Consider the following 26,904-nt stretch of genomic DNA (forward strand, 5'->3'; position numbering starts at 1 on the left):
CAAACCATAGGACATCCTGCACATGAACTTGATCGAGATCGGAACACTGAACCCGGCTGCCGAGACGCGGGAGATGCTGGCCGAATTGCTGGTGGCAACGGTGGCGGCCGGCGGATCTGTCTCCTTCATGCATCCATTGGCACCGCAGGCGGCAAGGGCATTCTGGGAGGGATCGCTGGCCGCGGCGGCAAGAGGGGAAAGGGCGGTGCTTGGCGCCTGGGATGGCGAGGTTCTGGTCGGCACCGTGACCTTGCTGTTGGACTGCCCGCCCAACCAGCCGCACCGGGCCGAGATCGCCAAGCTGATGACATCAGTCGATTGCCGGGGCAGGGGCGTGGGAACGCGCCTGATGCGGGCCGCCGAGAGCCTCGCCGTCGAGAAAGGGCGCACGCTGCTGGTTCTGGATACGGCGACCGAGGAGGGCGCTTCCGGCCTCTATGAGCGGTTGGGCTTCAAGCTGGCCGGCGAGATACCGGACTATGCCCTGAAGCCGCATGGCGGCCTGACCGGCACGCTCATCTACTGGAAGCGGATCGGGCCAATCTCGTAACCAGTCATGGCTACGCGGAGAGGCGTGACAGCAGCCAGTTGCGGAAATCCTGCTCGGCGCCGGTCAGCCGCGCGGCCGACGGCTTGGTCAGAAAATGCCCTGATGTGCTGGAGAGTTCGAAGTCGGAAAGCCTGACCAGCGTCTTGCTGTCGAGCGCTGCATCGACCAGAGGCCGCGAGCCCAGCAGTACACCGGCGCCGGCGCTCGCCGCTTCCATGGCGGCGACGAAACTGTCGAAGCGGTGCGATCGCCTGGGATGGCCAACCAGCCCGGCGGCGGCGAACCATTCCGCCCACATCTCGCGCGCGCCGGCAACCAGAAGCAGCGGCAGGGAGGTCCAGTCGGCTTCGTTGGCCAAGCCCGGAGACGCCAACGGCACGAGCCGCTCGGCGGTCAGCCTGTCGGCCTCGCGGCCGCGGAAGGATCCGTTGCCGAAACGGATATCGAGCACCGAGCCCGGCAGGTCGTAGTCAGCAGGGCGATGGATCGTCACCAGGTCGAGCTGGATGCGCGGCAGTGCCTTTGCCAGATCGGGCAGCGCCGGGACCAGCATCAGCAAGGCAAAGGAGATCGGCGCTCGAATGGTCACGGTCTGGACGGCGCGCGGCTCGAACAGTTCCGCGGTGCTGTTGCCGATGGTGGCGAAGGCCGATTGGATGTGGGGCAAATAGGCCGCACCCTCCGGCGACAGCGCGACGCCTCGCGCCAGCCGCGAAAACAGACGTGTCTTCAGCCGCTCCTCGAGAAACCGGATGTGCTGGCTGACGGCTGCCTGGGTCAGGCCAAGCTCGGCTGCCGCCGCGGTGAAATTCGACAGCCGCGCCGCGGCCTCGAAACTGCGCAGCCAGTCGAGCGGCGGCAAGGGTAGGTTTGTCTGAGCCATTAGCAAATTGTGATCATTGGCCAAAAAATGATAATTTGAGTTATGCCTTTCGCGCGGCCAACATGCAATCGAAACCCTGCGGACCGGGCCGCGGGGATGCAATGGACAGGAACGGATCTCCATGCTCACCCACGCGCTGATTGGCGACGAAGGCAGAACAATCGACCTCGGCTGGCAGGACGGGACGCGCAGCCGTTTCCACGCAATGTGGCTGCGCGACAATGCGCTGGACGACAAGACGCGCAGCGCCGGCAACGGCCAGCGGCTCATCACCATCCTCGACATTCCCGCCGGTACCAGGATCGGCGCGGCGTCGATCAAGGGCGACGCCCTGGAGATCAGCTTCGTGCCGGAGCAGAAGACGGTCAGCTTTCCCGCGTCATGGCTGCGCGCCAATGCATATGATCGCGGTGAGGCCCGCCAGCCTGGCTGGACAGGCGAGGGCACCGTGCGATGGACCAAGGCCACCATGCAGAATTCGGTGCCGCGCGCCGGCTACCCTGCCGCCAGCCGCGACCGCAGCGTATTGCGGCAATGGCTGTCGGCGGTGAAAGCCTATGGCTTTGCGGTGATGGACGATCTGCCAGCCGAATCCGGGGCGCTGTGCAAGGTGTCCGATCTGTTCGGCTATATCAGGGAAACCAATTACGGCCGCTGGTTCGAAGTGCGCGCCGAGGTCAATCCGAGCAATCTCGCCTATACCAATCTCGGCCTCCAGGCACACACCGACAATCCCTATCGCGACCCGGTGCCGACACTGCAAATCCTGTCCTGCATCGAGAATACGGTGGAGGGGGGCGAGTCCAGCGTGGTCGACGGGTTTGCCGTCGCGGCTGCGCTGCAGGCTGAGAACCCCGAAGGCTTCCGACTGTTGAGCTCATGCCCGGCGCGCTTCGAATATGCCGGTTCGTCAGGCGTGCGGCTGCAGGCGAAGCGGCCGATGATCGAACTCGGCCCCGATGGCGAGCTGATCTGCATCCGCTTCAACAACCGCTCGCTGGCGCCGACGGTCGACGTGCGGTTCGTCGACATGGAGGCCTACTACGCCGCCTATCGCCGGTTCGCCGAACTGATCGAGGATCCATCCTTTGAAGTGACCTTCAAGCTCGAAGCGGGACAGGCTTTCATCGTCGACAACACGCGTGTCATGCATGCGCGCAAGGCATTTTCCGGCACCGGCAAGCGCTGGCTGCAGGGTTGCTACGCCGACAAGGACGGCCTGTTGTCGACGCTCGCGGCGATCGAACATGGCTTCAAGGAGGCGGCGGAATGAGCGGCCAGGATTTGAACGCTGACACCATCGTCGAATTCATCGCCGACATCTTTGAGCGCCGAGGTGCGGAATCCTATCTCGGCGAACCCGTCACCATGTCCGAGCACATGCTGCAAGGCGCCTGGTTTGCGGAGAAGGACGGCGCGCCCGACGAGCTGGTGGCGGCGGCGCTGCTGCACGACATCGGCCACTACACCAGCGAGTTCGGCACCTATTCGCCCGAGGATGTCGAGGACAAGCATCATGATGAAGCCGGCGGCGAGGTGCTGGCGCCGTTCTTTCCGCCAGTCATCGTCGAATGCGTCCGGCTGCATGTCGCGGCCAAGCGCTATCTCTGCGCCACCGACCCGACCTATTTCGGCAGGCTTTCCCAGGCCTCGGTGCACACGCTGTCTCTGCAGGGAGGACCGATGAGCGCCGAGGAGGTGGCCGAGTTCCGCAAGAACCCCTTCCATGAGGAAGCGGTCAGGATCCGCATCTGGGATGAGGCCGGCAAGATCGCCAACATGAAGACACGAACGTTTCGCGATTATGTGCCGCTGCTGCAGCGTGTGGTGACGCAGTTCGCGGCGGGCAAGCCGGCATAATTCAGCCAAGGAAGGAGGCAGGGTGCAAGCCGTGTCTCCTCCTTTTTTGTTTCGCCGGAATGGCGTTGGCCTATCCCTTATGGTGGACCTGCTGCAGCCCGTAGACCGGCGTCGCGATGCCTTCGTGCCGTGCCTTCAACTGCAGCGACAGGAATTGCGAATAATGGCGTGACTGATGCAGATTGCCGCCGTGGAACCACAGCGCTTCTTGCTGCGTCGGCTTCCACATGTTGCGCAACTCGCCTTCCCAGGGGCCGGGATCCTTGGTGGTGTTGGAGCCGAGGCCCCAGCATTTGCCGACCTTGTCGGCGGCTTCGCGAGATATCAAATCGGCGGCCCAACCGTTCATCGAGCCATAGCCGGTGGCGTAGACGATGAGGTCCGCAGGCAGTTCCGACCCGTCGCTGAGCAGGACCGAGTGCTGCTTGATCTCTTCGACCTCGCCGCTCTTCAGCTTGATCGAACCGTCGATGACGAGCTGCGAGGCGCCAACATCGATGTAATAGCCAGAGCCGCGCCTGAGGTACTTCATGAACAGACCGGACTCGTCGTCGCCCCAGTCGAGCATGAAACCGGCCTTTTCCAGTCCCTTGTAGAATGCCGCGTCGCGCTTCTTCATCTCGGCATAGGCCGGGATCTGGAATTCGTGCAGGATCTTGTAGGGCAGCGAAGCGAATATCAGGTCGGCCTTGGCCGTGGTGATGCCGTTCTGCAGCGCCTGCTCCGAATAGAGCGAACCCAGTCCGATTTCCATCAACGTGTCGGACCGGGAGATATGGGTGCTCGAGCGCTGCACCATGGTGACGTCGGCCCCGGCTTCCCAAAGTGCGGCAGCGATGTCGTGGGCGGAATTGTTGGAGCCGATGACGACGGCTTTCTTGCCGGCATAGGCGTCCGGGCCGGGATGCTTCGAGGAGTGATGCTGATCGCCCTTGAAGTTTTCCATGCCCTTGAATTTCGGCAGATTGGCCTTGCCGGACTGTCCGGTCGCCAGCACCAGCTGCTTGGGCTTCAGCGTGACGTCCTTGCCGTCGCGGTGGACGACGACGGTCCATTCCTTCGTCTTGTCGTCATAGGAAGCGCTCTTGGCCTCGGTCGAGGACCAATAATTCAGCTCCATCACCTTGGTGTACATTTCCAGCCAGTCGCCGATCTTGTCCTTGGGCGAGAAGACCGGCCAGTTCTTGGGGAAGTCGATGTAGGGCAGATGGTCGTACCAGACCGGGTCGTGAAGGCAGAGGGACTTGTAGCGCTTGCGCCAGCTGTCGCCGGCGCGTTCGTTCTTCTCGATGATGATCGTGGGCACGCCAAGCTGCCGCAGCCGCGCGCCGAGCGCGATGCCGCCCTGACCGCCGCCGATGATCACCGTATAGGGCTGCGTCTTGAAGCCGAGCTCGGCGGCTTCCTTCTCGCGCTCTTCCTTCCATGTGGGACGGTTCTTGCCGGAGCCATGTTTGGCACCCATCGGCCGCGCGAAGCCCGCCGGCTCCTCATGGCCCTTCAGTTCGACCATGGTGGTCAACAGCGTCCAGATCTTGCCGTCCTTCAGCCTGATATGGCCGAAGCCACGCGCCACTTCGGTCTCGAAACTGATCCAGCCCTCGATCAGCCCGTCGCTCTCGGTCGCGTCTTCGCCCTTGGCGATGGCAAAATGCGACGGCCTGGTCTTCGATAATTGACTTTTCAGCATGTCGCGGACCTGGTCGCGGCCTTCCATGGTCTTGATGTTCCAAGTGAAGGTGACGAGGTCGCGCCAGTAGCAATCCTCCTGAAAGCAATCGACCGCTTTCTCGATGTCATGGGCGGCAAGGGCGGCGCCGAATTGGTCGAGCAGGTCGGACAGTTTCTTGCCAGGGGTCGTGTTCTTGCTAGAGGCCTTGTCGAGCATCAGGTTTCCTCCCGTGAAATCCAGATCGTCATGGTGGCTCCGCCGGGCTTGCCGGCCGGACGATCAAGTATCGTCAGAGATGGCGGCCCCCGTCACGCCCCACCATAGTTTCCAGCGGTTTCAAGGGGTTATCCGAATTCAGGATTCCAAGGTGCGTCACGGCGGTGGTCGAAATAACCCATGCCCCAGAAACGCCCGTGTCAAACGCAATTCCCACCGTGCAACCATGATAGCGAGGTGCCGAGCTATGGAGCGCCTTCATTGCCGGCGCGATTTTTCCCGTTGACAGGCCGCCTTTCCCGCCCTTAGTGTCCGCCACCATGAAAACGGCACTCATTCTCGTAGGAAAGCGCGTGGGCAAGGCGGTGTAACCGCCGGGCGAAATCCCCCCATGCGCAGACACAGGCTCCCTCGGGGGCCTTTTTTATTGCCTAAAACACGACTAAACGACCAGCAACGCCCAAATGGCGACAGTACGGGACCAGACCGATGAGCAACGGACAGAACGAGCGGCGCGAGATGACGGGCGCCGAAATGGTGGTGCAGGCGCTGAAGGACAATGGCGTCAAGCACGTCTTCGGCTATCCCGGCGGCGCTGTCCTTCCGATCTATGACGAGATCTTCCAGCAGGACGAGGTCGAGCACATACTGGTGCGCCACGAGCAGGGCGCCGGCCATGCGGCGGAAGGCTATGCGCGCTCGACCGGCAAGGCCGGTGTCATGCTGGTGACCTCGGGACCCGGCGCCACCAATGCGGTGACGCCGCTGCAGGACGCGCTGATGGATTCGATCCCGCTGGTCTGCCTGACCGGACAGGTGCCGACCTCGCTGATCGGCTCCGACGCCTTTCAAGAATGCGATACGGTCGGCATCACGCGCCCCTGCACCAAGCACAACTGGCTGGTGAAGGACGTCAACGAACTTGCCGCGACCATCCACGAGGCTTTTCATGTCGCGACCACCGGCCGTCCCGGTCCGGTCGTCGTCGACATCCCGAAGGACGTGCAGTTCGCCAAGGGTTTCTACGTCCCGCCGCAGATCGCGCCGCGCACCAGCTATCAACCCAAAGTCCAGGGCGACCTGGATAAGATCAAGGCGGCGGTCGAGCTGATGGCGGGAGCCAAGAAGCCGATCATCTACAGCGGCGGCGGCGTCGTCAATTCCGGCCCGGAAGCGAGCCATCTGCTGCGCGAACTGGTCGATCTCACCGGTTTCCCGATCACCTCGACCTTGATGGGCCTCGGTGCCTATCCGGCATCTGGCAAGAACTGGATGGGCATGCTGGGCATGCACGGGACCTATGAGGCCAACATGGCCATGCATGATTGTGACGTGATGATCTGCATCGGCGCGCGTTTCGACGACCGCATCACCGGGCGGCTGACCGCGTTTTCGCCGAACTCGAAGAAGATCCATATCGATATCGATCCGTCGTCGATCAACAAGAACGTCCACACCGAAGTCCCGATCATCGGCGATGTTGGCCGGGTGCTGGAGGATATGGTGCGGCTGTGGCGTGCGAGCGCCAAGGCCGACAAGAAGGCGCTCTACCCCTGGTGGGAGCAGATCGCCAAATGGCGTGCGCGCGACTCACTCGCCTACAAGATGAACAACGACGTGATCATGCCGCAATACGCCATCGAACGGCTCTACGCGCTGACCAAGGACATGGATACCTACATCACCACCGAGGTCGGCCAGCACCAGATGTGGGCGGCGCAGCACTATCATTTCGAGAAGCCGAACCGCTGGATGACGTCGGGCGGGCTGGGCACGATGGGCTATGGCCTGCCGGCGGCACTTGGCGTGCAGATCGCGCATCCGGACGCGCTGGTCATCGACATTGCCGGCGACGCCTCGGTGCAGATGACGATGCAGGAGATGAGCGCTGCCGTGCAGCACGACGCGCCGATCAAGATCTTCATCCTGAACAACCAGTATATGGGCATGGTGCGGCAGTGGCAGCAGCTGCTGCACGGCAACCGGCTGTCGCATTCCTACACCGAGGCGATGCCGGACTTCGTCAAGCTGGCCGACGCCTATGGCGGCCACGGCATTCGCTGCGAAAAGCCGGACGAGCTGGACGATGCGATCAAGGAGATGATCTCGGTCAGGAAGCCGGTGCTGTTCGATTGCCGCGTGGCGACGCTCGCCAACTGCTTCCCGATGATCCCGTCGGGCAAGGCACATAACGAGATGCTGCTGCCCGACGAGGCGACCGACGAGGCGGTGGCCAATGCCATCGACGCCAAGGGCAGGGAACTGGTGTAGCCGCCAAAACCGAGGCAGGGCTGTCGCGAGAAGCCGTGCGCAAACAAAGCATTAGCTCAAGAGCTTGAAATCGAGATTCATGTCATGAACGCACAGCTACAACCGACCGGCTCCGCCTATTTCATCGCCAAGGAGACGGAAAAGCCGGAAAACCACACGCTTTCCGTGCTTGTCGACAACGAGCCGGGCGTGCTTGCCCGGGTCATCGGCCTGTTTTCCGGGCGCGGCTACAACATCGAGAGCCTGACCGTCTCCGAGACTGAGCACGAGAAGCATCTGTCGCGCATCACCATCGTGACGCGCGGCACGCCGCATGTGCTGGAGCAGATCAAGCATCAGCTCGAGCGCATCGTGCCGGTGCACCGCGTTGTCGACCTGACCGTGCGTTCGCATGAATCCGGCCAGGAGCGGCCGCTGGAACGCGAACTGGCGCTGGTCAAGGTCGCCGGCACCGGCGAGGCCCGCGTCGAGGCCCTGCGGCTGGCCGACGCGTTCCGCGCCAGCGTCATCGATGCCAACACCGAGCATTTCATCTTCGAGATCACCGGCAAGGGCTCCAAGATCGACCAGTTCATCGCGATCATGAAGCCGCTCGGCCTGGTCGAAATCTGCCGGACCGGCGTGGCGGCGTTGAACCGCGGCCCACAGGCGATGTAGGGCTTCGGAGGCAAGCGCCGAACGCGCCAGCCAGCTTCCACAGTGAGGCTTCTGGCCCCGCTGTGGGCCGTCCGTGGGCCTTTGCGGGGGTCGCGAGAAGAGACAATGATGCTGACTTGTCGGGGAGGATATCCATGTCGATTGACGCATTTCTTGCCCTGCTCGTCTACGCCTTCGTGACCTCGATCACGCCGGGGCCGAACAACCTCATGCTTCTGGCGTCTGGCGTGAATTTCGGTATCGTCAGATCGGTTCCGCACATGCTTGGCATCAGCATCGGTTTCCTGGTGCTGCTGGTGGCCGTAGGACTTGGCCTTGGCGCTGTGCTGACGGCGTTTCCGGCGCTGCATACCGCACTCAAGATCGCCGGCGCCGCCTATCTGCTCTATCTTGCATGGAAGATCGCCATGTCGCGCTCGCTCAGCGGCAAGGGCGAGGTGAAGGCGCGGCCGATGCGCTTCATCGATGCGGCGGCGTTCCAGTGGGTCAATCCCAAGGCCTGGGTAATGGCGATCACCGCCATGGCCGTCTACACCAATCCGGAGCATCCGTTCCTGTCGGTGGTGTTGATCGCCGTGGCCTTCACCATCGTCAACTTGCCGAGCGTCTCGGTGTGGGCGGGGTTCGGCACGGCGCTGCGCGGTTTCCTGTCTGACCCGGTGCGGCTGAAATGGTTCAACATCACCATGGGCGTGCTGCTGGCGGCGACGCTGTGGCCGATGCTGAGGTAGGTCGAGGCTTAATCTTAGACGGATCAGGACGCTTGCTTAGACGGATCAGGACGCTTGGCGGCCTTCCGGCTGGCATCTTGCCGTCGTTGAGCACGGTGATGGTCTCGTGCAGGCCGATGACGCCATCGCGCCCACGCAAGGCCATAGCACGGGCCTTGTACGGCAATGAGATCGCCGCCATGGATCGGATGGTTCGACCGAGCCCTTGATGTCGTCGCCCTCCAGCCGCTCTACAATCCGTCTCAAGACGATGTTGTAGCGGATGTCGTCGATCGTTTCGATGAATGCTTGGCGAACGACCGGCTGACCAGGATTTCGAAGCGCTGTGGTGGTGTGAGGCGCACGAGAATTGGTTTCACTCGACTCTAAAGTAGAGCTGGCTTAAGTTCCGTTAGCTCAAGACTGAGCTATGGAGGGGGAAATGAGAGTTTGCGTTATGTATGCGCCAATTCTGGCGTCGATTTTTCTTACCGCTTGCGGCACTTACACTCCTAGAGAAGTAGCTGATCCAAAAGCCATTACGTTGAATGCAGCTTTAATCGACGTCGCTGACAGTCTGAATGACATGCGAGCAAAAGCCGAAAATCGCGGCAACTTCGGGCTGATTGTTGATGAGGTGGATGTCACGTTCAATGTGAGTTCTAAAGCCACAAACACAGGGAAACTTGCTGTTTCAGTTGCAAATATGCCCGTGGCCGGTGGCATTCTCGGTGCATCAGGTGAGAACACCCTTGTTGCTGAGGGAAACCGTGGCAACCAGATCGTTATAAAAATGAAGAACCTGGCGACAGCAGATACAAGCAAGGCTACGAATAAGAGGCTTGTTGATCGCTGCGCCGTGAAGCACCCGCCGATTGACTGCATAAACATCGCAAATCAGCCAAAAAAACCGGGTGTTACTGGGTAACGATCATCCCACCACGAAAACGATACCAAGCGAAGCGTCGGTCATCGGAGTATAGTAGACCTCCATGCGACGTTGCGACAGGCCTGGATTATCGACTGCGGCAGCAGGATCCTGGGAAGTGGTCCGCACTGCACATCCATTGTGCAGTGCACATTAAATCTTCGTAATGCCGTGTTTTGGCCCTTTTCCGACAAAGGCGTGTCCTATCTATTCGGCGAAATCGCGGCAACGAGCCGTGCTTTGCGCTAGAATAGAACCATCGGACCACGGCGTGTCGGGTGGAGAGGCCTTTGACCATGCGTGGAAAAGTCGTTCTTTCGTTGCTGGCCGTCGCTTGCCTGGGGGCGGCCGGATGGCTCTATCTTTCGCCCGATGCGCTAAGCAAGGTTCAACAGCTCGTCGGCGCAAAGCAGGTGGCCGTGTCGGACAACAAGAAGGCCGCCAGCGCGGGGCACTCGACTTCCATTCTCTCGGCAGCCGCCTCGACAGCCGATTTCCCGATCCGGCGCTATGCAATCGGCTTCGTCTCCTCTCCTGCCGTCGTCAACATCAACGCGCGGGTGTCCAGCCAGATCGTGTCCATCGACGTCAAGGACGGACAGATGGTCAAGACCGGCGATCAGCTGTTCTCGCTCGATGACCGGGCGCTGAAGGCGCAGCTTGCCAAGGACCAGGCGACGCTCGCCAAGGACCAGGCGATGCTGGCCAGCTCCCAGTCCGATCTCCAGCGCGCCAAGGATCTGGTCGCCAAGCAGGCCGGCACGCAACAGACCTACGATCAGGCGGTGGCGGCGCAAAAGGCTGCCGCGGCGACCGTCGATGCCGACAAGGCGACGATCGATGCCGACAATGTCCAACTCGGCTTTGCCACGATCACGGCGCCGATTTCCGGCAGGCTGGGTGCCGTCAGCGTCGCCGTCGGTGACCTCGTCACCGTCAGCAACGGCAACAGCAGCACGGCGACGCCGCTGGTGACCATCACCCAGATGGACCCGCTGCAGGTCAACTTCAATCTTCCCGAGAGCGATCTGGCGCTGCTGCACAAGGCGCTTGCAAATCCGCAGCAAGGGGCGGTGACACTGACCAAGGACGGCGACCCGACGCCGATCGGCAAGGGCACGCTCGATTTCGTCGACTCCAGCGTCGACACCGCGTCCGGCACCATCGCGACGCGGGCAGGTGTGCCGAACACCGATCTTTCGTTGTGGCCGGGCCAGTATGTGAATGTCGTGCTCGACGCCGGCATCATGCCGCAGATGACATCGGTTCCGACGGTCGCCGTGCAGCCCAGCCAGAAGGGGCCGTTCGTCTATGTCGTCAAGCCGGACAACACGGTCGAGATGCGGCCGGTGCAGGTGGCGCTGACCGAAGGCGACAACAGCGCCATCAGCCAGGGGCTGAAAAGTGGCGAGAAAGTTGTCACCGAGGGCCAGACAAGGTTGAAGGACGGCGCCGCGGTGCACGAGGGCAAGGCCGCTGCCGCGCCGAAGGTGGCCGAGGCGAGCAACGCCGGCGAGGCGGCCCAATGATCTCCGAATTCTGCATACGAAGGCCCGTCGCCACGCTTCTGATGTCGTTCGCCCTCGTGCTGGGCGGGTTGTTTGCCTACAAGTTCCTGCCGGTGGCTGCACTGCCTAGCGCCGAATTCCCGGTGGTCAACGTCTCGGCTTCGCTGCCCGGCGCCTCGCCGGAAACCATGGCGACGTCGGTGGCGACGCCGCTGATCAAGCAATTCGCGACCATTGCCGGCATCGATTCCATCTCGACCACGAACTCGCTTGGCCAGACCTCGATCGCCATCCAGTTCGTGCTCAACCGCGACATCGACGCGGCAGCGGCCGACGTGCAGGCGGCGATCGCGCGCACGCAAAGATCATTGCCGCCGCAGATGACGGCGCCGCCGAGCTATCGCAAGGTCAATCCGGCCGATGCGCCGATCCTTTTGATGTCGCTGGTCAGCGATACGGTTCCGCTGACCGATCTCGATGCTTTCGCGGAAAACGTCATCTCGCCGTCGCTGTCGACCATCGATGGGGTGGCGCAGGTCTCGATCTTCGGCCAGCAGAAATATGCGGTGCGCATCCAGATCGATCCGACCGCGCTTGCCGCGCGCGGCATCTCGATCGACCAGCTGCAGGCGGCGATCACGTCCGCCAACAGCAACACGCCGCTGGGCGTGCTGCAGAACGACAAGCAGCAGCTCACCATCACCGCCAACACGCAACTGACCGACGCGGCCGGCTTCTCCAACATCATCATCGCCACCAAAAACGGTCACCCGGTACGGCTGGGCGAGGTGACCCGCGTTGTCGATTCGGTGCAAACCACGACGACGGCAAGTTGGTACGATGGTACGCGCGCGATCATCATGGCCGTGCAGCGCCAGCCCGACGCCAACACGGTCGACGTCGTCGACAAGGTCAAGGCGATGTTGCCGTCCTTCCAGGACCAGATGCCTGCCGCCGCCTCGATCAAGCTGCTCAACGACCGGTCGGCCTCGATCCGCCAGGCCGTCGACGACGTGCAGTTCACACTGCTGTTGACCATCGCCCTGGTGGTGATGGTCATCTTCGTGTTCCTGCGCCGGGTGACGGCGACCATCATCCCGGCCGTGGCGGTGCCGATCTCGCTGATCGCCACGCTCGGCGCGATGTTCCTGTTCGGCTTTTCCATCGACAACATATCGCTGATGGGCCTGACGCTGGCGGTCGGCCTCGTCGTCGACGATGCCATCGTGATGCTGGAAAACATCTTCCGCCACATGGAGGAGGATGGGCTGTCGGCCTTCGATGCGTCGCTGAAGGGCGCGCGCGAAATCGGCTTCACCATCATCTCGATCTCGATCTCGCTGGTGGCGGTGTTCATCCCGGTGCTTTTGATGGGCGGCGTGATCGGGCGCATCTTCAACGAGTTCGCCGTCGTGGTGACGGTCGCCATCCTGGCGTCGATGTTCGTGTCGCTGACGCTGACGCCGATGCTGTGCTCGCGGCTGTTGTCGGTGACGAAGGCCGACCGCGACAAGCATGGTCCTGGCCGTAAGCAGGACCTCGTCACACGCAGCTACGACCGGGTCTTGAGCTTCTGCCTGCGGCACACCTTCATGGTATTCCTCGTCTTCGCCGGCACTGCCGCAGCTTCGGTGTGGCTGATCCAGACCTCGCCGAAGGGCTTCTTCCCGCAAGAGGATATCGGCCAGATATCGGTGACGACCATCGCGCGCCAGGACATCTCTTTCGACGCGATGTCCAGGCTGCAAGGGCAGGTGGCCAGTGTCTTTTCGCATTCGCCCTATGTCGATCATGTGGCGTGGTCGGCGGGCAGCGGCAACAATGCGCTCAACCAGGGGCAGCTCTTCGTCCAGCTCAAGGGCAAGGACCAGCGCCCCGATATAGAGAAGGTGCTTTCGGACCTGCGCAAGCAACTGGCTGGCGTGGCGGGCATCGAGACCTACATGCAACCGGTGCAGAATTTGAGGCTGGGTTCGCGCTCGTCGGCCAGCGCCTACCAGCTCGTGGTTCAGGGCCTCGACACCGGCCAGACCGATATCTGGGCGCAGAAACTGAATGACGCGATGGCGGCCGACCATACGAACTTCACCGACGTCACCAGCGACCTGCAGAACAATGCGCTGCAGGCGACGCTGGTGGTGGATCGCGACAAGGCCGCCCAGCTCGGCATCGATACCGACACGTTGCGCTCGGCCCTCTATGGCGGGTTCGGCACCGACCAGGTTTCGACCATCTTCGGTTCGGCCGACAGCTATGAAGTCATCACGGAGCTCGACCCCAAGATCGAGTGGTCGCCCGAGCGGATGCTGGCCATCCAGATGAGGACGGCGAGCGGCAGTCTGGTTCCGCTTGGCGCCTTCGCCCGCGTCGATCGCACGGCCGGCGCCCTGACCGTCAACCAGCTTGGCCAGCTTCCGGCGGTGACGATCTCCTACAACCTGCCGCAGGGCGTGGCGCTGGGTGACAGCGTAACGCGCATCAACGCGCTTAAAGAGCAGATCGGCATGCCGACGACGATCTCGACGAGCTTTGCCGGCACGGCCAAGACCTTCCAGGATTCGCTGGCCAACCAGGGCCTGCTGGTCGGCGGTGCGATCCTGACCATCTATATCGTGCTCGGCATCCTGTACGAGAGCTTCATCCACCCGCTCACGATCCTCACCGGCCTGCCGTCGGCTGTGCTTGGCGCTGTCGTTGCGCTGCGCTTCGCCGGCATGGATCTGTCTGTCATCGCGGTGATCGGCATCCTGATGCTGATCGGCATCGTCAAGAAGAACGGCATCATGATGGTCGACGTCGCGCTTGAATTGCGACGAGAAGGCATGTCGGCGACCGAGTCGATCCATAGAGCCTGCCTGATGCGGTTCAGGCCGATCATGATGACGACGCTGGCCGCACTGATGGGCACGTTCCCGATCGCGCTTGGCACCGGCGCCAGCGCCGAACTGCGCCAGCCGCTGGGCGTTGCCGTCGTCGGCGGTCTGCTGGCGTCGCAGGCGCTGACCCTGTTCGTGACGCCGGTGATCTATGTCTACATGGAGAATTTCTCGGGCTGGCTGGTCGGGCTTTGGTCGAAACGCAAGGGTGAGCCGAGCCCAGTCGAAGATCTCGATCAGCCCTCGCTGTTCAAGGCGAGGGAAGAAATGCTGTCCGAACCGCAGCGGGCGGCCGCCGAATGATGTGACAGGGCCAGCGCATGTGCCGCTGGCCCAAGGCGTTGCGCTTGCGGTGGCATCACCGGAGCCGTAATTTGTCGCCATGTCCCACGATCATGACCACGACAACGAACTCGATCCGTTTGCCGCCCGCGTGCGCGCGCTGGAGACGATCCTTACTCAGAAGGGTCTGATCGATCCGGCCGCGATCGACGTCATCGTCGATACCTATGAGACGAAGATCGGCCCGCGCAACGGCGCCAGGGTGGTGGCGAAAGCCTGGAGCGATCCAGCCTATGCCGATTGGCTCAAGCGCGACGCAACGGCGGCGATCGGGTCGCTGAGCTATACCGGCCGTCAGGGCGAGCACATGCAGGCGGTGTTCAACACGCAGGACACCCATAACCTTGTCGTCTGCACGCTGTGCTCCTGTTATCCGTGGTCGGTGCTCGGCCTGCCGCCGGTCTGGTACAAGGCGTCGCCCTATCGTTCGCGCGCCGTCATCGATCCGCGCGGGGTGCTGGAAGAGTTCGGGTTGACGCTGCCGGCTGGGACAAAAATACGCGTCTGGGATTCGACCGCGGAGCTGCGCTATCTCGTCGTGCCGATGCGGCCTGAAAATACCGAGGGCTGGAGCGAGGAACAGCTGGCTGAACTGGTCAGCCGCGACGCGATGATCGGCGCCGCTCTGGCGAGACAGCCGGCATGAACGGGCCGCAGGATCTCGGCGGACAGATGGGCTTCGGCCCGGTCGCGCCGGAAAAGGACGAGCCGTATTTCCATGCCGCGTGGGAAAGGCGGGCGCTCGGCGTGACGCTGTGCGCCGGCGCCATGGGCGCCTGGAACATCGACGAGAGCCGGCACGCGCGGGAATCTCTGCATCCAGCAGATTATTATGCCTCCAGCTACTACGAGATTTGGATCAAGGCGCTGGAGGTGCTGCTGAAGCGCCATGGCTTCATCAGTGAGCGCGACCTGGCCGAGGGCCGGGCGGTCGATCCGGCAGCGGTGCCGAAACGGGTGTTGAAGGCGGAAAGCGTTCCGGCCGTGCTGGCCAAGGGCGGTCCTTGCGACCGGCCGGTGGCGCAGCAGGCGCGGTTCAAGGCCGGCGATCCCGTGCGGACCAAGAACTTCAATCCGACCGGCCACACGCGGCTGCCGCGCTACGCACGCGGCAAGCATGGCGTTGTCGAAGCTGTACGCGACGGCTTTGTCTTTCCGGACAGCAATGCGCATGGGCAAGGCGAGAACCCGCAATGGGTCTATATCGTGGTTTTTAAAGGGTCGGAAATCTGGGGCGAGGGCGCCGACCCGACGCTAAGCGTGTCGATCGATGCCTGGGAGAGCTATCTTGAGCCGGCGTGAGGTGAATGGCCTCGTCACTAATTTGCCGCCGGGAGTCGATGCCCCGGTGTTTGCCGAGCCGTGGCAGGCCGAAGCCTTCGCCATGACTGTGGCGCTGCACGACAAGGGCCTGTTCTCATGGAGCGAATGGGCGCAGGCATTGTCGGCCGAGGTGAAGAAGCCAGGCGCCGCGGCCGACGGCCACGACTATTACGAACATTGGCTGGCGGCGCTGGAAAGCCTGCTTGCTTCAAAAGGGCTGGCGGCCAAGGCCGATGTCGATGCGATGGCCGAAGCCTGGGAGCGCGCCGCACATGCCACTCCGCACGGCAAGCCGATCCTGCTTGAGAACGATCCTAGGGTCGACCGCAGGTAGTAGCACTCCGGCCGATAGACGGGTTTGTTCGTCGGTGTCGTAGTTCGAATTTTGGCTGGAGACCCTAAGCGGACCTAAGTGCGGGTCCCAAAAACACGAATAATGAGGAGAAGGCAGCCGAAGGAGCTCAAGCCGCCGATTATTGCAAAGCACGTAAGGTAGCGCAGGTATTTGAACTCTCTTTGGACGAGGATGCTGCTGGCTCGGCTGTACTTGCGCGCAGCCCGTTCCCAATATGGCAGCCCTCTTTCATCGGGCTTGGTTACAAGCCCTTCCGTCTTTGTCAGGATGAGGTAGTTACCGCAAAGCATCCCCAAAAAGCTGACGAGAAAGACAGCAACACATATCCACAGTGCAAGGTGGACGAATAATGGTTGTCCTTGCATGACGAGCTTCATACGCCCTTGGCCCTTGATTGTGTCGCTTTTGCTAATCTAAACGCCTTAATGTCTGGTTCCCATCCGTAGCCAAAATTCGAACTGGGGCATCACGTGTTCTCTTTACGTTCTTGTTTGCGCCTGGTAACCTGACCTGTCGGCGGCACCGAGGCGTCCCGACGCGTTGATGGTGGTGGCAGCTGTCTTGTCTTTCCCTTGCGAATCCGGTCTCTCGCGCAGATGGAATTCTCTCCCCAACAGGACGAGGCGTTGCAAGCGGTTGCTCGCTGGCTGAAGACCGGCAAGCCGCAGCTGTTTCGGTTGTTCGGCTACGCCGGCACCGGCAAGACGACGCTGGCACGCTATTTCGCCGAACATGTCGACGGCCAGGTGCAGTTCGCCGCCTTCACCGGCAAGGCCGCGCAGGTGCTGCGCTCCAAGGGCGCGGTCAATGCACGCACCATCCATTCGCTGATCTATCGGCCGAAGGGCGAGGAATCGGTGTCGGACGAAGTCACCGGCAAGACGTCGATGTCGCCGACTTTTTCGCTCAACCGCCAAAGCCCGATCTCGCGGGCCAAGCTGGTCGTCATCGACGAATGCTCGATGGTCGACGAGCAGCTTGGCCGTGACCTGATGAGTTTTGGCACACCGATCCTCGTGCTCGGCGACCCCGGCCAGTTGCCGCCGATCTCGGGCGGCGGTTTTTTCACCGACCACGAGCCGGATTTTCTGCTCACCGAAATCCACCGCCAGGCGCGCGACAACCCGATCCTGCGGCTGGCGCTCGATGTGCGCGAGGGCCGGGAATTCATGCGCGGTGACTACGGCACGGCGCAGGTGATCGGCAAGGAAGACGTCACCCAGGAACTGGTGCTGAAGGCGGACCAGGTGCTGGTCGGCACCAACCGCACGCGGCGACGCTACAATCAGCGGCTGCGCGAGCTCAAAGGCTTCAATGCCGATTATCCGCAGGCCGGCGACAAGCTTGTCTGCCTGCGCAACGATCCGGCCAAGGGCCTGCTCAACGGCTCGCTGTGGAAGGTGATGACCTCGTCGCGCGAGACGGTGAAGCCAGGCATCAATCTGCTGGTTTCTCCCGAAGAGGACGATCCGGATCGCGGCGTGGCCAAGATCAAGCTGCTCAAGGCGGCCTTCGAGGACCCGGACGCCGATATTCCCTGGCAGCAGAAGAAGCGCTTCGACGATTTCGACTATGGCTACGCGCTGACCGTGCACAAGGCACAGGGCTCGCAATGGAACGAGATCGTGCTGTTCGACGAAAGCTGGGCCTTCAAGGAAACCCGCCAGCGCTGGCTCTACACCGCCATCACGCGGGCGGCCGAGCGGCTGACCATCGTCAGGTAGAGACGCCGGACGCAGTTGCCCCGACCGGCTGCGCAGCAAGCCATTGCCAAGCCGCGGCTTCGTCTTCCGCCTTGAAATGTCTGAGTTCGATGGGCTGTGAGGGCGGCAGGAAGCGTTGTGCGTCCGCTGTCCAGTCCGGTTCGCCGATCGTCGCGCAACGGCCGACATGTTCCAATGCATGGATGGCGCCCTGCTCGAGGGTCTCGTCCGCTATATTGGCCCAGTCGACGCCATCATGGTCGACAAGGCGCACCAGCACGTCGATGCGCGCGTGCAGGGCATAAGCTGCCTCCAGCAGCCCGAAAAGGTTTTCGCCGTCGGCGGCGGTGACGTGCCCGACGACGTCGATGGCGAAAAGGTCGTCACGGCTGGTCTCGATACGGCGGATTGCCGGAACCTCATCGAGAAAATTCATCGGCGCTTCCTTTCCCCGGTTCGTTCATCAGGCTTGGAACACCCGAAACCCCCAGTCTGTTCCCACCAAAGGCATTACTGTTGCCGCCAAAGTCATTATAGGTGAGCGCGTCGAATGATTTCCGAGGCCACCAACATGCCCGCAAAGCTCTCCGTCAATCTCAATGCCATTGCCATGCTGCGCAACCGGCGCGACCTGCCATGGCCCAGCGTCACCGGCCTGGGCCGCATTGCGCTGGCAGCCGGGGCGCATGGGCTGACGGTGCATCCGCGCCCCGACGAGCGGCACACGAGACACTCCGATCTGCCCGAGATCCGGTCGCTGATCGACGACGAGTTTCCGCGCGCGGAATTCAACATCGAGGGCTATCCGACCGAGGAGTTCCTGGTGCTTGTGGAAAAGCACCAGCCCGAACAGGTGACGCTGGTGCCGGACGATCCGGCGCAGGCGACTTCGGACCATGGCTGGAACTTCGCCGCCCAGGCCGCGTTCCTCACTCCGATCGTCAAGCGTCTGAAGAAGGGCGGATTTCGGGTGTCGCTGTTTTCCGATTCGGACGCCGCCGGCATAGCGGCAGCGCGCGACACCGGCGCCGACCGTATCGAGCTCTACACGGGTCCGTATGGAAGTTATCATTCCGATTCCGCCAAAGCGGCCAAGGAGCTGGAAAGACTGGGAAAAACCGCCGACGCCGCCCTTGTCGCCGGGCTTCAGGTCAATGCCGGGCACGATCTGGTGGTCAGCAATCTGCCTGCGCTGGTCAAGCGCATTCCGGCATTGGCCGAAGTGTCGATCGGACATGGGTTGACAGCCGACGCGTTGGAGTATGGCATGGCCGGTACGGTGGGTCGGTTCCTCAAGGCCTGCGGGTGGTAGCGATGGCAGCCTCGCGTGGCAGGCATGGTAGCCATTACGCGACGGCACTTGATATTGCACCGCAGCAAGCGTAGAGCACCGCGCGATTATCGGAGTGTCGTTTATGGCCCTTGCCAACACTGGTAGTGAGGCAGAACCCGTCGACCAATCGAGCCACCCTGAAGTCGAGCAGCACAGCACCAAGGTGCTTATGCTGGGCGCGCTCGGTGTCGTCTATGGGGATATCGGCACCAGCCCGATCTACGCCTTTCGCGAGGCGCTTCACGCCTCATCCGGCGGCAACGTTGCCGAGCGCGGCGATATTCTCGGCGTGCTGTCGCTGATCATCTGGTCGCTTACGATCACGGTGACGGTGAAGTACATCATGTTCGTGCTGCGTGCCGACAACCGCGGCGAAGGTGGCGTGCTGTCGCTGATGGCGCTGGCGCGCGGCAGTTTCCCGAAGCGCTCGGCGGTGATCCTGGGCATAGGTATCGTCGGGGCCTCATTGTTTTTCGGCGACGCCGTCATCACGCCGGCGATTTCGGTGCTGTCGGCGGTCGAAGGCATGAATGTCGTCACGCCCGCTTTCCAGCCTTATGTCGTGCCACTGACTCTGGTCATCCTCGCTATGGTATTCGCGGTGCAGCGCTTCGGCACAGGTGGTGTGGGCCTGGTGTTCGGTCCCGTGACCGCTATATGGTTTCTGGCCATCGGACTTTCCGGCATCAACCACATCATCGCCGATCCGGAAATCCTGTGGGCAATCAGTCCACATTATATCGTCGCCTTCCTGATCAATTCGCCTGACGTCTCTTTTGTGACCATCGGTGCTGTCTTCCTTGCCGTCACAGGCGCCGAGGCGCTTTACGCCGATCTTGGCCATTTCGGCCGCAAGCCGATCGTGCTGGCTTGGCTGGCGATCGTGTTCCCTTGCCTGCTGCTCAATTATGCCGGGCAGGGCGCCTTCGTGCTCGCCAACGGCGGTGTCGTTGGTCACCCCTTTTTCGAGATGAACGGGGGATGGACGCTGATACCGATGGTGGTGCTGGCGACCGCCGCCACTGTCATCGCCAGCCAGGCAGTGATCTCCGGCGCCTTTTCGCTGACCAGGCAGGCGGTGCAGCTCAACATGCTGCCGCGCCTGGAAATCCTGCATACGTCGGAGAAGCAGTCCGGCCAGATCTATATGCCGCGCGTCAATCTCCTGTTGGCGCTGGTGGTGATGATGCTGGTCGTCGGCTTTGGCGAGTCCAGCAAGCTGGCCTCCGCCTACGGCATTTCGGTGACCGGCAACATGCTGGTGACGACGACGCTGCTGTTCGTCATCATGACGCGGATCTGGAAATGGAACCTGTGGTCGGCGATCGGGCTGACGGCACTGTTCGCTCTGATCGACATCGGCTTCTTCGCCTCCAACATCGTCAAGGTCTTTGAAGGTGGCTGGTCTTCGCTGGCAGTAGCCTTCGCCGTCATCATGGCCATGTGGACCTGGGTGCGCGGCAGCCGCTATCTGTTCGACAAGACCCGCCGCAACGAGATCCCGCTCGATTTCCTCGCCGGCAATCTGTTGAAGAAGAAGCCGCAACTGGTGTCCGGCACCGCCGTTTTCCTGACCAGCGATCCGCTTAGCGCGCCAACCGCGCTGATGCACAGCCTCAAGCACTACAAGGTGCTGCATGAGCAGAACGTCATCCTTTCGGTGGTGACGGCGCCGCAGCCGGTGGTGCCAGACAGCGACCGGGTCAAGATGGAGACGGTCAACGAGCTGTTCATGCGGGTGACGCTGACCTTCGGCTATATGGAACAGCCCAACATCCCGCGCGCGCTGGCGATCTGCCGCAAGCAGGGGTGGAAATTCGACATCATGACGACCTCGTTCTTCCTGTCGCGTCGCTCGCTCAAGGCATCGCCCAATTCCGGCATGCCGGTGTGGCAGGACAAGCTGTTCATCGGCCTGGCGCGCACGGCGGCCGATGCGACCGAATATTTCCAGATCCCGACCGGCCGTGTGGTAGAGATCGGTACGCAGGTGGCGATCTGACGGGCTCTTGCCCATGAACGGCTGAGGAGGCGGAATGAGCGGCGAATTGGTGCTTGTTACCGGCGGCTCCGGCTTCCTCGGCGCTCACTGTATTCTCGAACTGCTGAAGGCCGGCTACCGCGTGCGCACGACCGTGCGCTCTGCAAAACGCGAAGCCGATGTGCTCGCCATGCTCAAGGCCGGCGGTATCGAGCCCGCGGCGGCGCTTTCGTTCGCCGTCGCCGATCTGATGGCCGACGCGGGCTGGCCGGATGCGGTGGCCGGTTGCGACTATGTGCTTCATGTCGCCTCGCCATTTCCGCCCGGCGTACCGAAACATGAAGACGACCTGATCGTTCCGGCGCGTGAGGGGGCGCTGCGGGTATTGCGCGCGGCGCGGGATGCGGGCGTGAAGCGCGTCGTGCTGACCTCGTCCTTCGCTGCAATCGGCTATGGCAAGCCGCCGCCTGGCGGCCAGCCGTTCACCGAGGAGAACTGGACCGATCCGGCGGGCAAGATCAGTGCCTATGTGAAATCGAAGACCCTGGCGGAACGTGCCGCTTGGGATTTTATTGCCGCCGAGGGCGGCAAACTTGAACTCGCGGTCGTCAATCCGGTTGGCATCTTCGGACCGGTTCTTGGGTCCGATCATTCGACCTCCACCGAATTTGTTCAGCGCATGCTGAACGGCGCCATGCCGGGGTTGCCGCGCCTGTCTTTCGGCGTCGTCGACGCGCGCGACGTGGCGGACCTGCATGTGCGTGCCATGACCAACCCTGCCGCGAGGGGTAAGCGATTCCTGGCGGTTGCCGGCGATTTCATGACGGTGCGCGAGATCGCGCAGACGTTGAAAGCGCGGCTGGGCGATGCCGGGGCGCGGGTATCGACCCGGGAGCTTCCCGATTGGCTAGTGCGGATCGTGGGCCTGTTCAACCCGGAAGCCGCGCAGCTCGTGCCGGAACTGGGCAAGGTCAAGAATGCGACAAAAGCGAAGGCCGTGCGCCTGCTCGGCTGGGCGCCGCGATCACGCGAAGATGCATTGGTTGCGACGGGCGAAAGCCTGGTCCGGCTTGGGCTGCTCAAAAAGGCGAAGTAGCGCGGCGGAAAATCGAGACGAGACTTTCCGCCGCTCGGATTTCAACCAGCCAGGGCGGCCTTGTTCGCCTCGAGGAACTGCTTCAAGGTCTTCGGCGTCCTGCCGGAAAGCGTCTCGATCGCGTCGGTCACCATGGCGATGCGGCCGGAACGCGTGTTGACGTCGAAGGATACGACGACGTCAGCGAAATCCTCTGGCACGCCGGCCGCCTTTACACCTTCGGTCAGCGCCTCATCCGGAACCTGAATGACTTCCAGCGGCTTGCCGGTAACCTCGCTTACCAGGGCCGCGATCTCTGCCGTGGTGTAGGCATTCGGACCGGTCAAGGTGTAGGTCCTGCTCTCGGTCGAGCCGGAAGCGAGGCCGGCGGCGATCGCCGCTGCCATGTCATCGCGTGCGCCGTGCGCAATCCGGCCTTCTCCGGCGGACGTATACCAGCGTCCCGAGGCGATCGCGTGCGGCAGTGCCATGAACAGGTTCTCCTGGTACCAGCCGTTGCGGAAGATCGTGTAGGGGATGCCGCTCGCCTTGATCGCCTGCTCGGTGCTGTAGTGGTCATCGGCAAACAGGACCGGCGATACCGGCTCCGGATTGGGCATCGAGGTGTAGAGCAGATGCGAAATGCCGGCGTTTTTGGCCGCGGCGACGGCATTTTCGTGCTGCTTCAGGCGCCTGCCGCTTTTGAGATCGAGATCGCCGGTCGAAATGATCAGCACCTTGTCGGCGTCCTCGAATGCGGTTTCCAGCGAGGCCGCGTCGTTGAAGTCGGCGGCCCTGACAACGACGCCGCGCAGCGCCAGATCGGCCACGCTTTCCGGATTGCGTGTGGTGGCGATGATCTTTGCTGGCGGAACTTTGTGCGTGTCCAAGAGATAGTGGATGACGCCGCGGCCGAGCTGGCCGGAGGCGCCGGTGACGAGAAGGGTTTTGGTCATGGGAGATCCTGACATTGCGCCGCAAGGGCGGCCGAGTGATAGTCTCAGAAAGAGACCAGCACTAAAATAGGAATTGACCTGGTGCCGTAAAGAAGGCAGTTTTTCGGGAGGTAGGCACACGCAGGGAACCAGCCATGGACGGCAAGGTCATCAATCTGAAATCGAAGATGGAGATCTACAAGGCTATCTCAGGCGGCGGCAATATTGCCAATTGTCCGGTTCGTGATGTCATCCAGGGCGTTAGCGGCAAATGGAGATCGCTGCTGATGATGGCCTTGGCTGAAAAACCCTATCGCTTCGGCGAGTTGAGGCGCCTTGTGCCCGACATTTCGCAGCGCATGTTGACCCAGACGCTGTACGATCTTCAGCGCGACGGTTATGTGCATCGTGAGGTGTTCCCGACCAAACCACCGAGCGTCGAATACAGCCTGACCGACCTCGGGCGCTCTATGTTCGGCGCCTTTCATCAATTGATTCTGTGGGCCGAACTCAACCATGATGCGGTGCGCGCAGCGCGCGCCGATTTTGATGCCGCCCAAGCGTAAGCCCCTGAACGGTGCCGCGACTTGATTTCGTCCGGCCGCTGAAGGATTGTCCCGGCCATTCGGCTTTGGGGGCATTGGCATTTCCTACGACATCGCAATTGCAGGCGCCGGGCCGGCGGGACTGGCCATGGCGCTCTATCTCAAGCGTGCCGGGCATCGGGTCACCGTGTTCGAGCGCTTCGACGAACCGAAGCCGGTCGGTTCCGGACTGATCCTGCAGCCGACCGGGTTGACGGTCCTGGCCGATCTTGGCCTGCTCGACGACATACTGGCGCTGGGCAGCCGCATCGACCGCCTGCATGGCGCCGATGCCAGCACCGGCCGTACCGTGCTCGATGTCCGTTACGATGCGCTACATGGCGGTCGTTTTGGCCTCGCCGTGCACCGGGCGGCCTTGTTCGGCGTGCTTTTTCGCGCCGCGCGGCGCGAGGCGATTACTATCGAGACCGGTGTCGAGATCGAGGCTCTGGAGATCGGCGAACGGGTGGCGCTGATCTGCGGCAACGGACGAAGGGCAGGGCCGTTCGATCTCGTCATCGACGCCAGCGGTTCTCGCTCGAAACTGCGGCAAGGCGCTGGCAATCCAGGCGAACCACGAGCACTTACCTATGGCGCGTTCTGGGCCTCGCTCGGCTGGCGCGGCGAAGGTTTCGACGAGCACGCGCTGTTGCAACGCTACGACAAGGCCAGCGTGATGATCGGCGTGCTGCCGATCGGCCGGCCGGAGCCGGGCGCCGAAAAGATGGCGGCCTTCTTCTGGAGCTTGAAGCCGGCCGACGCCGACGCCGTGCGCGCCCGAGGTGTGGACGGGTGGAAGGAGAGGGTCGTCCGGCTGTGGCCGCAGAGCGAGGCGTATGTCAGCCAGATCGACAGTTTCGACCAGCTCTCGCTGGCCCGCTACGGCCACCACACGATGAAGCTTCCGGCCGGTAGGCGATTGGCCGTCATCGGCGACGCGGCGCATTCCACCAGTCCGCAATTGGGGCAAGGGGCGAACATGGCACTGCTCGACGCCGCGGCACTCAGCCATGCGCTTGGGCGGGCGTCAAACGTCGAGGCAGCACTGGAAGCCTATGCAAAGGCGCGGCGCTGGCATGTCCGGATCTTCCAGGCGCTGTCGCTGGCATTCACGCCGTTCTACCAGTCGGATTCGGTGGCTTTGCCCTTCATCCGCGACAGGCTGGTGGCGACGGTGGCAAAAATCCCACCGGCGCCGCAGTTTCTTGCCTCGATGGTGGCTGGAACCGTGATCGATCCGTTCAAGCGGATCGGGCTGGCCGAAGCGCGGTGGTTGGATCATTCCGCCAAATGAGGCCCGAAAGGTACGAGCCCTTGGCTTGCAGGAAGGCATGCAGGTGCTGCGGGTAGTCCGGCGCCACGGCGTGCTTGATCGACGGGCGTTCACTCAAGGCTTTGCGCCAGGCTTGGACGAGCGGTTTGCCGTCCAGGATGCCGAAATCACCGATCCGTTCGAAGGCGTCGAGATAGCGGAAGACCGGACCGTAAACGGCGTCGACCAGCGAAAAGTGCTTGCTGGCGAACCAGGGTCCGCCAGGCTCGTCCGCCAGCTCGGCCTCAAGACGATCGAACATTGCAGACAGCGCGCTGGATTCGGCCAGGAAGCCGGCCTCGCTCGTGGCTGAATAAAACCGGCCGATGGCGTTGAGGGTTGCCGAGCCGAACTCGATCCAGGCGCGATGCCGGGCACGGGCATAGGGGTCGGCGGGGTGGAGGGGCTTGGCCTGCGTCTCTTCGAGGAGTTCGAGGATGACGGCCGATTCGAAGATCACCGTCTCCTCGCCATTTCGCTGCACGCGCAGCAGCGGCACCTTGCCGAGTGGCGAGATCGCCTTGAACCAGTCCGGCTTGTCGGCGAGGTCGATGTCGACGCGCTCGAACGGCACGCCTTTTTCGGCCAACGAAATCGCGGCGCGCTGCACATAAGGGCAGAGATGATGGCTGACGAGAATGAGCTTGTCTGTCATCTCAGTTCTCCAGACACAAGGCGTGTTTCATGGGGATTGGCTTTCCATAGTTAATGCAGTTGCATCTATGTAGATGCGAATGCATCGACCGTCAAGCTTGATGCAGATGCATCTATCGCCTATGTTGGACCATGACCGAGAAAACAGCGCCTATGCCCGAAGCCATCAAGGCCTGGGCTCGCCTGATGCGCGTATCGCGCCAGCTGATGGAAAGTGCTGAAGAGGCGTTGAAGGCAGCCGGCCTGCCGCCGCTTGCCTGGTACGACGTGCTGCATGAGCTCGCCGAGGCGGGTGAGGGCGGGCTGCGGCCGTTCCAACTGATCGAGCGCACGCTGTTTGCGCAATACAACATTTCGCGCCTGCTGGCCCGGCTCGAGGCCGATGGGCTCGTCGAGAAGCTGCCGGTGGCCGATGACGGTCGCGGCCAGACCATCCGCATCACGGCCAAGGGACGACAGACACGCCGCCAGATGTGGGCTGTTTATGGGCGGTCGATCGCCGAACTGGTCGGCGCCAAACTCTCTGGAGATGAGTTGACCATGGTCTCGGCACTGCTAGGGCGCTTGCGTCATCCGCCCGTCGCGGACTGATGCCATCGCGCCAGGCCGGCTTGGCGAGGTCAGGCCAGATGGCTGCCCCAGAGAAATGCCAGCGTCGCCAGCACGCCAAGTGCGGTGCGAACCAGGTGCAGATTGCCCCATTTGACGATCAGGGACCTAGCTTGCGGATTATCGGCGCTCGCGACCATCGTCTCCAGCACCCTGTTTGTCGGCATCATGGCAATCAGCGTCCACGGCCAGGGCAGGATGATCAACACCGCGCCGATCAGGAAAGCGAAGCCGCCGGTTTGCCACCAAGCAAGCAGACCGAGAATACAGGCGAGAAGGGCAATGGAGGCCTGCATGGCGGCGCCGCGCTTGTAGGAGGGCTGCCATTCCTGCAGCAGCGCCTTGTCGTCGAGACCAAGCCGCGCCGGCTGCTCGGCGACACTGAGATAGATCGCGGCGCCGGAGAACACGGCGGCAACCGTCAAGGCAAGCAGTCCGATCAGCATCTTCTTTCCCCCTGCTTGCCATCCGGCGCCGATGCCGTCGAAACAGAAAATAGGGCTTGCAAGGCTCAGTGCAATACGGCATAGATCAGGCGAACCGTAACGTACGGTACGGCTCGCCGGA

26 protein-coding genes are annotated in these 26,904 nt (G+C 62.4%); 19 read left to right on the forward strand and 7 right to left on the reverse strand.

The window, feature by feature from the left end:
• Positions 1-22 precede the first annotated feature (22 nt).
• Positions 23-550 (forward strand): GNAT family N-acetyltransferase, encoded by a 528-nt coding sequence (locus ACSQ3L_RS16340; protein WP_436160892.1) that lies wholly within the window; start codon positions 23-25, stop codon positions 548-550.
• Between the two features lie 10 nt (positions 551-560).
• Here ACSQ3L_RS16340 and ACSQ3L_RS16345 read toward each other — a convergent pair whose 3' ends face one another.
• On the reverse strand, positions 561-1,433 hold the full coding sequence (locus tag ACSQ3L_RS16345) for a LysR family transcriptional regulator (RefSeq protein WP_436160893.1): 873 nt from the start codon (positions 1,431-1,433) through the stop codon (positions 561-563).
• 121 nt (positions 1,434-1,554) lie between these two features.
• On the opposite strand from ACSQ3L_RS16345, the gene tmpA reads away from it, so the two are divergent.
• Positions 1,555-2,706 (forward strand): 2-trimethylaminoethylphosphonate dioxygenase, encoded by a 1,152-nt coding sequence (tmpA, locus tag ACSQ3L_RS16350; RefSeq protein WP_436160894.1) that lies wholly within the window; start codon positions 1,555-1,557, stop codon positions 2,704-2,706.
• Positions 2,703-3,293, forward strand: a complete 591-nt coding sequence (gene tmpB / locus ACSQ3L_RS16355) for a (R)-1-hydroxy-2-trimethylaminoethylphosphonate oxygenase (protein WP_436160895.1) — start codon at positions 2,703-2,705, stop codon at positions 3,291-3,293. Before tmpA ends, tmpB begins: the two co-directional genes overlap by 4 nt.
• Before the next feature lie 70 nt (positions 3,294-3,363).
• Here the strand turns inward: tmpB and ACSQ3L_RS16360 are convergent, their stop codons facing one another.
• Entirely contained in the window at positions 3,364-5,181 is a 1,818-nt protein-coding gene (locus ACSQ3L_RS16360) for an NAD(P)-binding domain-containing protein (protein ID WP_436160896.1), read from the reverse strand.
• A gap of 489 nt (positions 5,182-5,670) precedes the next feature.
• Here ACSQ3L_RS16360 and ACSQ3L_RS16365 point away from each other — a divergent pair, with 489 nt between their 5' ends.
• The 9 genes from ACSQ3L_RS16365 (at position 5,671) to ACSQ3L_RS16405 (ending at position 16,130) form a co-directional block, all read left to right on the forward strand.
• A complete protein-coding gene (locus ACSQ3L_RS16365; RefSeq protein WP_436160897.1) occupies positions 5,671-7,452 on the forward strand; it encodes an acetolactate synthase 3 large subunit in 1,782 nt (593 codons plus the stop codon).
• A gap of 84 nt (positions 7,453-7,536) precedes the next feature.
• Positions 7,537-8,109 carry an acetolactate synthase small subunit gene (gene ilvN, locus ACSQ3L_RS16370; RefSeq protein WP_023757090.1) on the forward strand — a complete coding sequence of 191 codons (573 nt, stop codon included), beginning with the start codon at positions 7,537-7,539 and terminating at the stop codon, positions 8,107-8,109.
• Positions 8,110-8,243: 134 nt separating this feature from the next.
• Complete coding sequence (locus ACSQ3L_RS16375; protein WP_436160898.1) at positions 8,244-8,840, forward strand: LysE family translocator; 597 nt, start codon at positions 8,244-8,246, stop codon at positions 8,838-8,840.
• Positions 8,841-9,261: 421 nt separating this feature from the next.
• On the forward strand, positions 9,262-9,747 hold the full coding sequence (locus ACSQ3L_RS16380) for a hypothetical protein (RefSeq protein ID WP_436160899.1): 486 nt from the start codon (positions 9,262-9,264) through the stop codon (positions 9,745-9,747).
• Between the two features lie 296 nt (positions 9,748-10,043).
• Complete coding sequence (locus tag ACSQ3L_RS16385; protein WP_436160900.1) at positions 10,044-11,276, forward strand: efflux RND transporter periplasmic adaptor subunit; 1,233 nt, start codon at positions 10,044-10,046, stop codon at positions 11,274-11,276.
• Positions 11,273-14,434, forward strand: a complete 3,162-nt coding sequence (locus ACSQ3L_RS16390; protein WP_436160901.1) for an efflux RND transporter permease subunit — start codon at positions 11,273-11,275, stop codon at positions 14,432-14,434. Before ACSQ3L_RS16385 ends, ACSQ3L_RS16390 begins: the two co-directional genes overlap by 4 nt.
• 79 nt (positions 14,435-14,513) lie before the next feature.
• Complete coding sequence (gene nthA, locus ACSQ3L_RS16395; RefSeq protein ID WP_436160902.1) at positions 14,514-15,119, forward strand: nitrile hydratase subunit alpha; 606 nt, start codon at positions 14,514-14,516, stop codon at positions 15,117-15,119.
• Positions 15,116-15,775 (forward strand): nitrile hydratase subunit beta, encoded by a 660-nt coding sequence (nthB, locus tag ACSQ3L_RS16400; RefSeq protein WP_436160903.1) that lies wholly within the window; start codon positions 15,116-15,118, stop codon positions 15,773-15,775. Before nthA ends, nthB begins: the two co-directional genes overlap by 4 nt.
• An 82-nt stretch (positions 15,776-15,857) precedes the next feature.
• Positions 15,858-16,130 (forward strand): nitrile hydratase accessory protein, encoded by a 273-nt coding sequence (locus ACSQ3L_RS16405; protein WP_436163462.1) that lies wholly within the window; start codon positions 15,858-15,860, stop codon positions 16,128-16,130.
• Positions 16,131-16,204: 74 nt separating this feature from the next.
• On the opposite strand, the gene ACSQ3L_RS16410 is transcribed toward ACSQ3L_RS16405, so the two are convergent.
• The gene (locus ACSQ3L_RS16410) at positions 16,205-16,528 is read right to left on the reverse strand and encodes a hypothetical protein (protein WP_436160904.1); all 324 of its coding nucleotides are present in this window, start codon (positions 16,526-16,528) and stop codon (positions 16,205-16,207) included.
• A gap of 219 nt (positions 16,529-16,747) precedes the next feature.
• On the opposite strand from ACSQ3L_RS16410, the gene ACSQ3L_RS16415 reads away from it, so the two are divergent.
• Positions 16,748-17,875 carry an ATP-dependent DNA helicase gene (locus ACSQ3L_RS16415; protein WP_184873422.1) on the forward strand — a complete coding sequence of 376 codons (1,128 nt, stop codon included), beginning with the start codon at positions 16,748-16,750 and terminating at the stop codon, positions 17,873-17,875.
• On the opposite strand, the gene ACSQ3L_RS16420 is transcribed toward ACSQ3L_RS16415, so the two are convergent.
• Positions 17,868-18,290, reverse strand: a complete 423-nt coding sequence (locus ACSQ3L_RS16420; protein ID WP_436160905.1) for an STAS/SEC14 domain-containing protein — start codon at positions 18,288-18,290, stop codon at positions 17,868-17,870. The genes ACSQ3L_RS16415 and ACSQ3L_RS16420 overlap by 8 nt on opposite strands.
• A 135-nt stretch (positions 18,291-18,425) precedes the next feature.
• On the opposite strand from ACSQ3L_RS16420, the gene ACSQ3L_RS16425 reads away from it, so the two are divergent.
• From ACSQ3L_RS16425 to ACSQ3L_RS16435, 3 genes are all read left to right on the forward strand, one after another.
• Positions 18,426-19,166, forward strand: coding sequence for a pyridoxine 5'-phosphate synthase (locus ACSQ3L_RS16425; RefSeq protein ID WP_436163463.1), 741 nt, complete (start codon positions 18,426-18,428; stop codon positions 19,164-19,166).
• A gap of 103 nt (positions 19,167-19,269) precedes the next feature.
• The gene (locus tag ACSQ3L_RS16430; RefSeq protein ID WP_436160906.1) at positions 19,270-21,189 is read left to right on the forward strand and encodes a potassium transporter Kup; all 1,920 of its coding nucleotides are present in this window, start codon (positions 19,270-19,272) and stop codon (positions 21,187-21,189) included.
• Between the two features lie 34 nt (positions 21,190-21,223).
• On the forward strand, positions 21,224-22,264 hold the full coding sequence (locus ACSQ3L_RS16435) for an SDR family oxidoreductase (protein ID WP_436160907.1): 1,041 nt from the start codon (positions 21,224-21,226) through the stop codon (positions 22,262-22,264).
• Between the two features lie 41 nt (positions 22,265-22,305).
• Here the strand turns inward: ACSQ3L_RS16435 and ACSQ3L_RS16440 are convergent, their stop codons facing one another.
• Positions 22,306-23,199 (reverse strand): SDR family oxidoreductase, encoded by an 894-nt coding sequence (locus ACSQ3L_RS16440; protein WP_436160908.1) that lies wholly within the window; start codon positions 23,197-23,199, stop codon positions 22,306-22,308.
• Between the two features lie 134 nt (positions 23,200-23,333).
• On the opposite strand from ACSQ3L_RS16440, the gene ACSQ3L_RS16445 reads away from it, so the two are divergent.
• Together ACSQ3L_RS16445 and ACSQ3L_RS16450 are read left to right on the forward strand one after the other, a co-directional pair.
• Positions 23,334-23,744: a winged helix-turn-helix transcriptional regulator gene (locus ACSQ3L_RS16445; RefSeq protein ID WP_436160909.1), complete on the forward strand. Its 411-nt coding sequence runs from the start codon at positions 23,334-23,336 to the stop codon at positions 23,742-23,744.
• Between the two features lie 46 nt (positions 23,745-23,790).
• Complete coding sequence (locus tag ACSQ3L_RS16450) at positions 23,791-25,056, forward strand: FAD-dependent oxidoreductase (protein ID WP_436160910.1); 1,266 nt, start codon at positions 23,791-23,793, stop codon at positions 25,054-25,056.
• Here ACSQ3L_RS16450 and ACSQ3L_RS16455 read toward each other — a convergent pair.
• Complete coding sequence (locus ACSQ3L_RS16455; RefSeq protein ID WP_436160911.1) at positions 25,004-25,729, reverse strand: glutathione S-transferase family protein; 726 nt, start codon at positions 25,727-25,729, stop codon at positions 25,004-25,006. The genes ACSQ3L_RS16450 and ACSQ3L_RS16455 overlap by 53 nt on opposite strands.
• Positions 25,730-25,860: 131 nt before the next feature.
• Here ACSQ3L_RS16455 and ACSQ3L_RS16460 point away from each other — a divergent pair, with 131 nt between their 5' ends.
• Complete coding sequence (locus ACSQ3L_RS16460) at positions 25,861-26,319, forward strand: MarR family winged helix-turn-helix transcriptional regulator (RefSeq protein ID WP_436160912.1); 459 nt, start codon at positions 25,861-25,863, stop codon at positions 26,317-26,319.
• A gap of 29 nt (positions 26,320-26,348) precedes the next feature.
• On the opposite strand, the gene ACSQ3L_RS16465 is transcribed toward ACSQ3L_RS16460, so the two are convergent.
• Positions 26,349-26,783, reverse strand: coding sequence for a DUF1772 domain-containing protein (locus ACSQ3L_RS16465; protein WP_436160913.1), 435 nt, complete (start codon positions 26,781-26,783; stop codon positions 26,349-26,351).
• Between the last annotated feature and the right edge of the window lie 121 nt (positions 26,784-26,904).

The organism is Mesorhizobium sp. LjRoot246 (assembly GCF_964254115.1).
Classification (GTDB): Bacteria; Pseudomonadota; Alphaproteobacteria; order Rhizobiales; family Rhizobiaceae; genus Mesorhizobium.

Coding starts and splice junctions, on each gene's coding strand:
- ACSQ3L_RS16340 (WP_436160892.1), top strand. CDS start 23: ATGAACTTGATCGAGATCGGAACACTGAACCCGGCTGCCGAGACGCGG.
- ACSQ3L_RS16345 (WP_436160893.1), bottom strand. CDS start 1,433: ATGGCTCAGACAAACCTACCCTTGCCGCCGCTCGACTGGCTGCGCAGT.
- tmpA (WP_436160894.1), top strand. CDS start 1,555: ATGCTCACCCACGCGCTGATTGGCGACGAAGGCAGAACAATCGACCTC.
- tmpB (WP_436160895.1), top strand. CDS start 2,703: ATGAGCGGCCAGGATTTGAACGCTGACACCATCGTCGAATTCATCGCC.
- ACSQ3L_RS16360 (WP_436160896.1), bottom strand. CDS start 5,181: ATGCTCGACAAGGCCTCTAGCAAGAACACGACCCCTGGCAAGAAACTG.
- ACSQ3L_RS16365 (WP_436160897.1), top strand. CDS start 5,671: ATGAGCAACGGACAGAACGAGCGGCGCGAGATGACGGGCGCCGAAATG.
- ilvN (WP_023757090.1), top strand. CDS start 7,537: ATGAACGCACAGCTACAACCGACCGGCTCCGCCTATTTCATCGCCAAG.
- ACSQ3L_RS16375 (WP_436160898.1), top strand. CDS start 8,244: ATGTCGATTGACGCATTTCTTGCCCTGCTCGTCTACGCCTTCGTGACC.
- ACSQ3L_RS16380 (WP_436160899.1), top strand. CDS start 9,262: ATGAGAGTTTGCGTTATGTATGCGCCAATTCTGGCGTCGATTTTTCTT.
- ACSQ3L_RS16385 (WP_436160900.1), top strand. CDS start 10,044: ATGCGTGGAAAAGTCGTTCTTTCGTTGCTGGCCGTCGCTTGCCTGGGG.
- ACSQ3L_RS16390 (WP_436160901.1), top strand. CDS start 11,273: ATGATCTCCGAATTCTGCATACGAAGGCCCGTCGCCACGCTTCTGATG.
- nthA (WP_436160902.1), top strand. CDS start 14,514: ATGTCCCACGATCATGACCACGACAACGAACTCGATCCGTTTGCCGCC.
- nthB (WP_436160903.1), top strand. CDS start 15,116: ATGAACGGGCCGCAGGATCTCGGCGGACAGATGGGCTTCGGCCCGGTC.
- ACSQ3L_RS16405 (WP_436163462.1), top strand. CDS start 15,858: ATGACTGTGGCGCTGCACGACAAGGGCCTGTTCTCATGGAGCGAATGG.
- ACSQ3L_RS16410 (WP_436160904.1), bottom strand. CDS start 16,528: ATGAAGCTCGTCATGCAAGGACAACCATTATTCGTCCACCTTGCACTG.
- ACSQ3L_RS16415 (WP_184873422.1), top strand. CDS start 16,748: ATGGAATTCTCTCCCCAACAGGACGAGGCGTTGCAAGCGGTTGCTCGC.
- ACSQ3L_RS16420 (WP_436160905.1), bottom strand. CDS start 18,290: ATGAATTTTCTCGATGAGGTTCCGGCAATCCGCCGTATCGAGACCAGC.
- ACSQ3L_RS16425 (WP_436163463.1), top strand. CDS start 18,426: ATGCCCGCAAAGCTCTCCGTCAATCTCAATGCCATTGCCATGCTGCGC.
- ACSQ3L_RS16430 (WP_436160906.1), top strand. CDS start 19,270: ATGGCCCTTGCCAACACTGGTAGTGAGGCAGAACCCGTCGACCAATCG.
- ACSQ3L_RS16435 (WP_436160907.1), top strand. CDS start 21,224: ATGAGCGGCGAATTGGTGCTTGTTACCGGCGGCTCCGGCTTCCTCGGC.
- ACSQ3L_RS16440 (WP_436160908.1), bottom strand. CDS start 23,199: ATGACCAAAACCCTTCTCGTCACCGGCGCCTCCGGCCAGCTCGGCCGC.
- ACSQ3L_RS16445 (WP_436160909.1), top strand. CDS start 23,334: ATGGACGGCAAGGTCATCAATCTGAAATCGAAGATGGAGATCTACAAG.
- ACSQ3L_RS16455 (WP_436160911.1), bottom strand. CDS start 25,729: ATGACAGACAAGCTCATTCTCGTCAGCCATCATCTCTGCCCTTATGTG.
- ACSQ3L_RS16460 (WP_436160912.1), top strand. CDS start 25,861: ATGACCGAGAAAACAGCGCCTATGCCCGAAGCCATCAAGGCCTGGGCT.
- ACSQ3L_RS16465 (WP_436160913.1), bottom strand. CDS start 26,783: ATGCTGATCGGACTGCTTGCCTTGACGGTTGCCGCCGTGTTCTCCGGC.